The organism is Nocardia sp. NPDC059154 (assembly GCF_042755705.1).
Lineage (GTDB): Bacteria > Actinomycetota > Actinomycetes > Mycobacteriales > Mycobacteriaceae > Nocardia.
Map to the genome: position 1 here is coordinate 1 of NZ_JBHZCS010000089.1, position 668 is coordinate 668.

The 668-nt window shown below is 72.3% G+C and carries 1 pseudogene; it reads right to left on the reverse strand.

Going from position 1 to position 668, the window contains the following annotated elements:
• Positions 1–143: 143 nt before the first annotated feature.
• Positions 144–668 (reverse strand): annotated as a pseudogene (locus ACFXN1_RS44935) (CHAD domain-containing protein); the annotation flags it as partial.

Here is a 668-nt window from a genome sequence, read left to right on the forward strand (position 1 = left end):
ACCACGACTCGAACGGGCACCAGCACGACTCGAACGGGCATCACCATGGTGAAACGGTGTCCGCGGTCGAGGAGGCGCATCCCAGCGGCTGGGGCCACGGTGACCCGGCGAGCATGCGCATCAACTAGCCCGCCGGGCGCTGGTCAACCGAGCGGCTGTTCGCGCAGGAACTCGATCGCGTCCGGGTACTCCTCGAGCGCCTTGGCGGCCGCCGCCTCCTCGGCATCGCAGAGCCGCTGGTAGCCGGACTCGCCGGCCTCGGAGGCGTGGGTGCGCAGAGTCTCCAGGGCCTCCACGGCGTCCCGGTGATCGCCGAGCACACCCTGCAGGCGTTTGGCCTTCCTGCCGAGCTCGTCGGCGGGCTTGCCGAGCACCTCGGTGGCGGCCTCGGCCGAGTAGCGCAATCGCTTGGCGGCCTTGCGGATATCGTGCAGACGCTCGACACGTTCCTCCCCGGACAGGCCGGCCTCCGTGCGCACCAGGCGGCGCAGTTCGCGGAAGTCGTGGCGCAGCACGCCGGTGAAGACCGGTTGGGCCGGCTCGTCGGCGTGCGAGGCGCGCAGCGGCGGGTCGGCGATCAGCCGGTGCAGGCGCTTCACCAGGCTGCGGTAGCGGCGGCTGTCGAAGGCGTCGACCGCCGCCCGGTGCGCCGCGGCGTAGAACCGGCG